Origin of the sequence: Nitrosomonas sp. Nm132, assembly GCF_900100485.1 — a bacterium.
GTDB lineage: Bacteria > Pseudomonadota > Gammaproteobacteria > Burkholderiales > Nitrosomonadaceae > Nitrosomonas.
Genome location: NZ_FNDH01000069.1, coordinates 1 through 7,994, shown reverse-complemented (window position 1 = coordinate 7,994; position 7,994 = coordinate 1). Strand labels below are relative to the sequence as shown.

Sequence of the window (7,994 nt, the reverse complement as noted above, 5' to 3'; positions counted from 1 at the left end):
GAGATCCTGCCAGGCACTGCCGAAAATATGATTCGAATCGCCATGATGAAAATAACACTTGCAAAATGCGTCTAATGTTTTGCCAGACAGCTTCTGAGGTAGTCGCGCTCGCCACTCTCGGGATCTTGCTTGGGTAAGGTGATCTTGGCGATCAGGCCCAGGGCTGCCAACTGGCTGAGCGAGCGGCGGATGCGGTTGCCGTGCGACAAGCCGAAGGCCTGCAGGCGCTCGGTCACGGCCGCGTCGTCGCAAAAGCGGGAAAATTCCTCCGGGTCTTCGACCAGTAAGGGCTTACCGCTTTGCTGGCAATGCTCGGTAAAGGCCGCCAGCACCTGACGCTGGAATTCGCTGAGCTCGCCCAGCAGCCAGTGCCGGGTGGGGCGTACGGTGAGATCGGCTTGTCCCATGGCAGTGACCACAGCGTTGGCGCTGAGGGTGATCTTGGCGCCGCGTTCGCGCAGCAGGGCATCACGTGTGCGGGCTGCTTCGGCGATTTCGGCTGCATGACCCTCTCGCCATTGGGTGGTCAGATCACCGATCAATGCCTGCTGGCTGACGATGGCCTGCAACTCTGCGAAGGCTTCTAGCTTGCCTAGCATTTGTTCTCGGAGCCCTTCGACGACATGCACAAATCCAGCGAACTTTTCTTGAAGGTCCTGCGGAGGGAGTGGAACCGTGATACGCCCCAAGTCTGTGGGACTCACATTGGCCATACTGACAGCCTGCTTGGCCGAGTTCAAAAGGCGGTATTTCCCGTAGGCGCTATTCAAAGTGGCCCAGAGATATTCGGGCAGCATTTCCTTCTTCAAGCGTAAGCGCACAAGGTACGACGCGAAGCTGAACGCCCCAGCGGGGGGCCGCCAGACTGCGCACTTGCCGACCAGTTCCTTGGAATTCGTTCGATTGAACAGCAGGTCACCATCCTGCAAATCGGTCGATTCGATATCCTTCTTGGACAAGCTGGCGTATTTCAGGTCGGATAAGTCCAGCCAGCCGCTGGTGGTGATACTGTTCATACGCAGCACCGCGTGTGAGCCGCGCTCTTCCATGGCCTCGGAAACACCGTATTGGGAATCCGCAATGCAGTCGCTGATTCGCACGGGATCAGTCAGACCGTCAGCGATGTACCACGCCCCAAAGTATTCCCAATAAGCAGTCCTAATTAAGTGATCGACCTGATCGCTGATCGATTGCTTGGCTTTCGCCACCGCATCTGCCTGCTGCAGCACATCGACGATGCGCTGTTGTTCGGGGAGTGTGGGAAGAGGTACCTTAAATGAGGCGAGAGTGTCGCTTTCAATGCCTGCCTGGCTGACCCAACGCTTGGCTCGGGTCTTGGCGTAGCCCATCGACCAGAGCAGGTGTAAATAGCCGGAAAGATATTCGGGGCAGATCAAATCACGGCGGGTGCGCAATCGCGTCATATGATTGGAAAAAACATACTCGCCTTCTTGGTCAAAGACGGCTGTTTTGCCTACCCACTCCTCACTGTTGGTATTGTTGAAAACAACGTCACCCACTGCGAGTGAGTAGCGTGCCAGCTCCTTTTCACTGGCTGTGATGTGCTTAATGCCCTCCAGGCTGATCTTGCCATCCGGCGTCACGTTGTGAGTGCGAATCTGGGGCGTTGTGCCTTCGTCCTCCTCGCCTGGCCTCTGCGCAAAGCCGGGCTGTAAGTCCTCAACAACGGCGCGAACCGTGGTTTCTACCCAAGTCTCTGGCAACTTCATTCCCGCCCCTCCACCATTGCCAGCAGCTTGTCCAAGCCTTGGATGATGTCTTGCTCGGTGGTTTTGAGCGTGCCGATCAGCTCGGCCACGCTCTTGTCGCTTTTGAGCTGAGTGAAGTCGAAGGGTTTATATTGGCCGGCGGACAGATTCCACTCGCGGGCCTCGATGCAATCGGGCTCGAGCAATCCGTCCTTGAGCGCGCCCTTGTCGTCGTAGAGGCCATCGGCCAGCATGGCCTGCACATAGGCCGGGCGCACCAAGCCATCGGCGTCGTGCGAACCGATAAACTGGCCGCCTTCACTCTGCCATTCGTCATTGCGCGCCCAGGCGCGCACCGGCACCACCCAGTGCTTGGCGGCTTTGAGTTCAGTGAGCTGGTCAATGGCGAGGCTGCGCAGGGTGACGTCGAAGCCGTCGAGCTTGGCGATTTCGCGGGCTATAGCAAACAGACCTGTCCGCCACGCCTCATCCGGCAACTGTTGGGCGGGTTGAAATGCTGGTATCACTGGGGATGGATTGATTGAATACGTCGCACCATTATGGAAATGGCCCAGCGCACGTTGTGTCATTTCAAAGTCGACTTTTTGGCTTTTCACCAGATCCTTCCAGATCACCAGTGCCGGAGAATCTTCTTTCTCGAAAAAGGATTCGCATTCTTTGGCTGTGCGCTTGAAATCGGCCTCAAATGTCTTGATGGCCTTATCCCAATCTTTAGTTGTTTGCTCTTCGCTGCGATTTCCGTCTCGCTGGTAGGCAGCCCCCACCAGCGGAGCAAGCCGCTTAACGATCAGTTCGCCAAGGGCTGTTTGTGCGCTGGAGATTACGTAAGTTTCTGCATCGCTTGGTCTTGCGGGCAGCTCTGGAAACAGTTCATGAATACCCCAGACTTGGCCGTCCCACATACTGGTGTCGGGCGACGCAGCAAAGGCTGTACCGGCAGGGGTGAGTTCTTCGGCTGTGTCGCGCAACAGCGCTTGCCGCCAGCGTTCGGGCCAATAGCTCGGCTGTAGCAGGGTCTTCTCGTTGACCTTTGCGCCCTCGCGGCCATGGGCGAGCCAGGCTTTGAACTTCTCCAGGGCATCCCACAGGTCGTTTTGCTGGCCAGGGCGCGGGTTGCGTTTGGCATCCTTCGAGTAGCCGTCTTCTTCCACTTCATAGAACCAGATATGCTCCGTGCGCGGGGCCACCGCGCCGTTGAGGGCTTGCTTATCGTCGCGCCGAGTTTCCTTGCGAAAGATCAGGATGGAGGTCTTGACACCGGTGTAGGGCTGGAACACGCCGCCGGGCAAGGAGATGACGCCTTCCACCACGTGCTCGGTCAGAAGCTCGCGGCGCAGGCGGGCATGGGCGTCGGTGTTGCCGAACAGCACGCCCTCGGGAATGATCACGGCGCAGCGCCCGCCCACGCGCAGCAGGTCGAGCATCAGCCACAGGAACAGCAGCTCGCTCTTGTTGGTTATGGAGTCGTCTTTCTTTTTGCCGCCACCGCCCACGCGGGGGAACAACAGCGAATCGGGCTCCAGGTCGCCGCTGTCCACAGTGCCGGTGAACGGCGGGTTGGCCAGCACAAAGTCGTAGCTTTCTGATTCGAGCAGTTGCTTGAGCTGATCCTTGCCTTCACGCTTGCTGAGTGAATCGCCCTGCAGCAAGTGCGGGTCGGTCACGTCGTGCAGCACCAGGTTCATCCAGCCAATGCGGGCCATGGTGCGGTCGTTGTCCAGGCCGACGAAGTTGGCGCCGTTGTGGATGGCGGTATATTGCTCGGGTGTGGCGGCGGCACCATCGGTGCGGTGCGGAGTGCCGTCCCATTCCAGTACCAAGTTGTCTTGCGCCGAATACTTGCGCATCAAGTATTGCTGGGTGCTGAACAGGAAGCCACCGGTGCCAGCCGCCGGGTCAATGACGCGCTGGCCGGGTTCGGGATCAAGTAGCTCAACCATAAAACGAATCAAATGACGCGGGGTACGGAACTGACCGTTCTTGCCGGCCGTGGCCATCTCGCTGAGCAGATACTCGAAGGTGTCGCCCATGATGTCTTGCGCGGCAGAGCCTTCGCCGGCACGGGCAAAGAGCTGGTCGATGGCGTCGATGGCATCACTCAGCACCTTGCCCTTGTTGGGGTCGAGCTGAAAGTAGGCATCGGTCATGCGGTTGTTGAGGCTGGCCAGTTCGGTGCCGTCGGCGCTGGCGCTGCTGAAGTGCTTGTCCAGTTCACGCAACCAGGGGAACACCACGTCGATCAAGTGGCTAGGGTTGGTCTTCTCCTGCCGGATGTAGCTCCATTTGCAGGATTCGTAGCCAGCATAGATCGAGGGGAAACCGCGTTGCTGGCGCTTGAGATCGATGTCTTCCAGGCGCTTGAGGAAGAGCAAATAGGTAATTTGCTCGACCGCCACCAAGGGGTTGGTCAGGCCAGCAGCCCAAAAGCGGTTCCAGAGTTCATCGACTTTTTTCTTGATATGAGGGGCAAGCATTCAGTGGTGTCCTTGATGGATCAGGCGGCCTCGTCCAACAACTGGTTGGCCAGGTCGATAAGTTCGTCGATGTCCTGCGGCGGAAACAGCGTTTCAACGCGGCCCACACGTGAAAGCGGCGGTTCGCTGAGCGCGGCGCGGGTAATGCGGCCGTGGCGCAGGACGGCGGCCTTTACTGCCCGCAGGAAGTTAAGTTGGTTGGCGCGCAAATAGCCGTGTGCGGCAATGAAGGCGTCGAATGCGGCGTTGATGCGCTCTTCGCGGTTGGGCAGGTGCGCGCCCTCACACAGCATGTGGCGCAGAAAGTCGGCCAGCGATGCGGCCGGGGCTTCGAAGGCTTTGCGCAGGGTGTCCTCGGTAACAAACAGGTCAGCTTGGTTTAGCGTGTCGCTGATACGTTCCAGCTCTTCGCCGGCCAAGCTTTCGCCATTTTTGAGTTTGGCCAGCTCGGGAAGCTGGTCGGCCAGCCGGCGTACCAAGGCTTCCACTTGTTCGCGGTAGCTTTCGGCAAAGGCGCCTTCGCCCGTGGGGCCGTAGATGATCCAGCTGCGTTGGGTGATGCTGTCAGGCAGATTAACTTCCACGGTGTGGCCCGGCGTGCTGGTGCGGTAGCGCATCAGCTGGGCGAACACGGTTTGCAGGGTGACCAGGCGGGCCATATCCAGGTGCTGCTAGAAACCGGCCGACTGCACCCAGGCGCGTTGCTCAGCCACGCGCTGTACCTGAGGGATGTTCTCGGCCAGGCTGCCCACTGCTTCCTGGATACGCTCGCGCACCTTCGCCAGTTCAGCCGCATCGCCTTTGAGCCAGGCTACGGTGAGCCGCTCGCACCAGATGCGGAACTGGAGCTCGTCCAGGCCTGCCAGCGGGGCCAAGCGCATCAGGGGCGCAATGGTTTGGGATAGATGTTCGATTGCGCTTTGACTGGGCGCCGGCCATTGCTGCGCCAGCGCGTCAAGTTCATCCCAATGTGGCCGCACATTAATGCTGCCCCTTGGTAACGCCTGCAGCATGGCACGCAAATCGGCGATGGCAGTTTGCGTGTCTTGTTGCTGGGCGTGCAGCAGTTGCCACTTTTCAAGTTGAAGGCGGAGCAGGCGCACTGGAAGCGGCTCGCTGGGGTGGTCGACCTCGCCATCGGGCTTGAGCTTGAAGTAGGCGAAATTTTTCCAGTGATCGATGATCAGGAAGTCTTTCTTGATCTCGCCGGTGGCTTTGTCGGTATGCAAGCGCGTGCCGCGCCCGATCATCTGCCAGAACTTGACCTTGCTGAAGACGGGCTTGGCGAATACCAGATTCTGGATCGCCGGAACGTCCACACCGGTGTCGAGCATGTCGACCGAGATGGCGACACGCGGCATGGCGCGATACTTGAAGTCATCCAATGTGGCGTCGGCGCGCTCCATGTGGCTGTCGATGATTTCAGCCATGCCTTGGCGCTGCAGCTCTGGGTACAGGCGGTTGAAACTTTCATACAGCCGCTTGGCGTGAGCATGGCTGACCGCGAAGATGATGGACTTATGTGGTAGGCCACGCACGTCTTTGCGGCTCTTATCCATGAACTCGCGCACCATGGCGTCATTGGTACCCTGGTTGATGATGCCCTTTTCGATGTCACTGCCATCGAAGTTGAGTTCGTCGACTTCCACGCCTTGATCGCGGGCCATCTGTTTCAATGGCTCAGGTAACGCGTCACCCTGGATACCTTGGAGCTGAAAACTGGTTTGCGCGTCCAAGACCCGGTAGTTCACCAGATTCTTATCCGCAATTGCCTGCTCGTAGCTGTAGTAGTAGCTGGGGGCGCCATCACCACAGTCAAACAACTCGAAAGTGTTGTGGTCGATATAGTCAGTTGGGGTAGCGGTCAGCCCGAGCTGGATGGCATCGAAGTGATCGAATATGGCTTTGTAGCGCTGATAGATGGAACGGTGGCTTTCATCTGCGACGATCAGGTCGTAATACCCCACCGACAGGCGTGAATACACCTGCATCATGCTCGGATAGGTAGAGAGCTGAATGCGCGCACCGGATGTTTCGCCGGACTCAATGCGAGCAAGGCTTTCGTTCGGCAGATGAGACTTGAACTCTGACATGGCCTGGCGCACTAACTCTCGACGGTCAGCCAGGAATAGTACGCGCTGCATACGCTTGGAGCGCAACAGAGTATCGACAAGCGCGATGGTGGTTCGCGTCTTGCCCGTGCCAGTGGCCATTACCAACAAGAACTTGCGCTTGGCAGTGTCTACCCCTTCCGTGATGCGGCGGATGGCTTCGTTCTGGTAGTCGCGGCCTGCGATGTCCGCATTGATGGTGACGCTACCCAGCGACTGGGCGAACTGCCGTTGGTGACGCAGCCGCTCCAAATCGTCCCGCGTGTAGAAGCCGGAGACCTTTCGGGGCACATAGCGTTCACGGTCCCAGAGCTGAATCTCTTTGCCATTGGTGAGGAAGATGAAGGGATCATTTCCGAATTTGGCTTTGATTGCATCAGCGTAGTCGGCGGCCTGGCGCTTTCCGGCGAGTTCATCGCGAGACGATCGCTTGGCCTCGACTAAAGCAATCGGTTTGCCATCTGAACCGAGAAGGATGTAGTCAGCGAACTGCTCGTTTCCATAGGCGCTATCTGGCTCGGCTGTCCTAAGGAGGAACTCTTCGACCAGGGTTTTTCTATTACGAGACCAGCCGGCATGAGCAAGCTGTGAATCAATGATTTCAATCCTTGTCTGCGCTTCATTGCGGCTTGGGGTCATGTAGCACCCCCTCCGTCCTCATGCTCCTCAGCCCCGCCCGCGCGCACCCAGTCGTCGACTTCGGACAGCTGGAATTTCCACAGCCGCCCGATCTTGTGCGCAGGCAGGCCCTTGCGCTCCCGCCAGCGGTAGACAGTGTCCTTCGCGACGCCCAGATGCTGGGCGACTTGCTCGGCGGTGACCCACGGTTCGGTTGTCATGGCATTGGCGCTCAGGTTAAAGCCTCAAAGTTGTGTTAAATCGTCATCAGTCTAACAGAGGGTGGCCTTAGCGGCCATCGAAAAGGATGCATGGGTGCTTGACGGCCAAGGTGGCCGTTTCTCCAGATTCTAGTGCTTAATTGCGTAAATTAACGATAGTATTTTTGAGCTGACTGCCGCGCACTTCCCGCTTACGCCATTTGAAAGGTTGTGGGTTTTGCGAGTACTTGGCGATGAACGCTTCAATGGCGTTTCGCAACTCGGCGACGCTGGAGAAGCTGGCGCCGCGCAAGGCCTTGCGGCTCAGAATACCAAACCAAATTTCTACCTGATTCAGCCAACTGGCAGAAGTGGGTGTAAAGTGAAAGTGGACTCTGGGATTTTTTGCCAGCCATTCCTTGTTGCGCTTATGGGTACAGTAGTTATCCAGAATGACATGCAGCTCCTGATCAGGTGAAGTTTCGGCGACAATCTGGTCCATGAAGGCCAAAAAATCCACGCGCGTTTTGGTGTCGGTTGTCGCGCTGTGGATTTGTCCCGTGGCAACCTGCAAGGCCGCAAATAAGTTAAGCGTACCATGGCGCTTGTAAGTGCTCTTGCAACCCCTGGCGATTTTCCCGTTATCGGTTTCCACATAGCCGGTTGTCCGCTCCACAGCCTGGATGCCCGGTTTTTCATCCACGCAGATCACAAACGCGTTGGTCGGCGGCGCCAGATACAGCCCCACAATATCAGCGGCTTTGGCAGCAAACTCGGGATCGGTACTGACGCACCAGGAACGCTGCCTCTGTAAATAAATACCTTCCTGTCGCAAGACCCGCCAAACGGCATGCGACGAGA

The 7,994-nt window shown here is 57.9% G+C and carries 6 protein-coding genes; all 6 read right to left on the bottom strand.

The features are described 5' to 3' along the window. Positions 1 to 71: 71 nt before the first annotated feature. Positions 72 to 1,730 carry a restriction endonuclease subunit S gene (locus tag BLP80_RS13855; protein WP_090544215.1) on the bottom strand — a complete coding sequence of 553 codons (1,659 nt, stop codon included), beginning with the start codon at positions 1,728 to 1,730 and terminating at the stop codon, positions 72 to 74. Next, positions 1,727 to 4,204: a type I restriction-modification system subunit M gene (locus BLP80_RS13850; protein WP_090544213.1), complete on the bottom strand. Its 2,478-nt coding sequence runs from the start codon at positions 4,202 to 4,204 to the stop codon at positions 1,727 to 1,729. The genes BLP80_RS13855 and BLP80_RS13850 overlap by 4 nt, the downstream gene beginning before the upstream one ends. Before the next feature lie 20 nt (positions 4,205 to 4,224). Further along, positions 4,225 to 4,863, bottom strand: a complete 639-nt coding sequence (locus tag BLP80_RS15990) for a type I restriction-modification enzyme R subunit C-terminal domain-containing protein (RefSeq protein WP_218120463.1) — start codon at positions 4,861 to 4,863, stop codon at positions 4,225 to 4,227. A 12-nt stretch (positions 4,864 to 4,875) separates the two neighbouring features. Then, positions 4,876 to 6,954: a type I restriction endonuclease subunit R gene (locus BLP80_RS13845; RefSeq protein WP_218120462.1), complete on the bottom strand. Its 2,079-nt coding sequence runs from the start codon at positions 6,952 to 6,954 to the stop codon at positions 4,876 to 4,878. After that, positions 6,951 to 7,154: a helix-turn-helix domain-containing protein gene (locus tag BLP80_RS13840; protein ID WP_090544211.1), complete on the bottom strand. Its 204-nt coding sequence runs from the start codon at positions 7,152 to 7,154 to the stop codon at positions 6,951 to 6,953. The genes BLP80_RS13845 and BLP80_RS13840 overlap by 4 nt, the downstream gene beginning before the upstream one ends. Positions 7,155 to 7,290: 136 nt before the next feature. Next, the coding region (locus BLP80_RS13835) for an IS630 family transposase (RefSeq protein WP_143002305.1) at positions 7,291 to 7,994 on the bottom strand (704 nt) is incomplete at its 5' end.

Coding starts and splice junctions, on each gene's coding strand:
- BLP80_RS13855 (WP_090544215.1), bottom strand. CDS start 1,730: ATGAAGTTGCCAGAGACTTGGGTAGAAACCACGGTTCGCGCCGTTGTT.
- BLP80_RS13850 (WP_090544213.1), bottom strand. CDS start 4,204: ATGCTTGCCCCTCATATCAAGAAAAAAGTCGATGAACTCTGGAACCGC.
- BLP80_RS15990 (WP_218120463.1), bottom strand. CDS start 4,863: ATGGCCCGCCTGGTCACCCTGCAAACCGTGTTCGCCCAGCTGATGCGC.
- BLP80_RS13845 (WP_218120462.1), bottom strand. CDS start 6,954: ATGACCCCAAGCCGCAATGAAGCGCAGACAAGGATTGAAATCATTGAT.
- BLP80_RS13840 (WP_090544211.1), bottom strand. CDS start 7,154: ATGACAACCGAACCGTGGGTCACCGCCGAGCAAGTCGCCCAGCATCTG.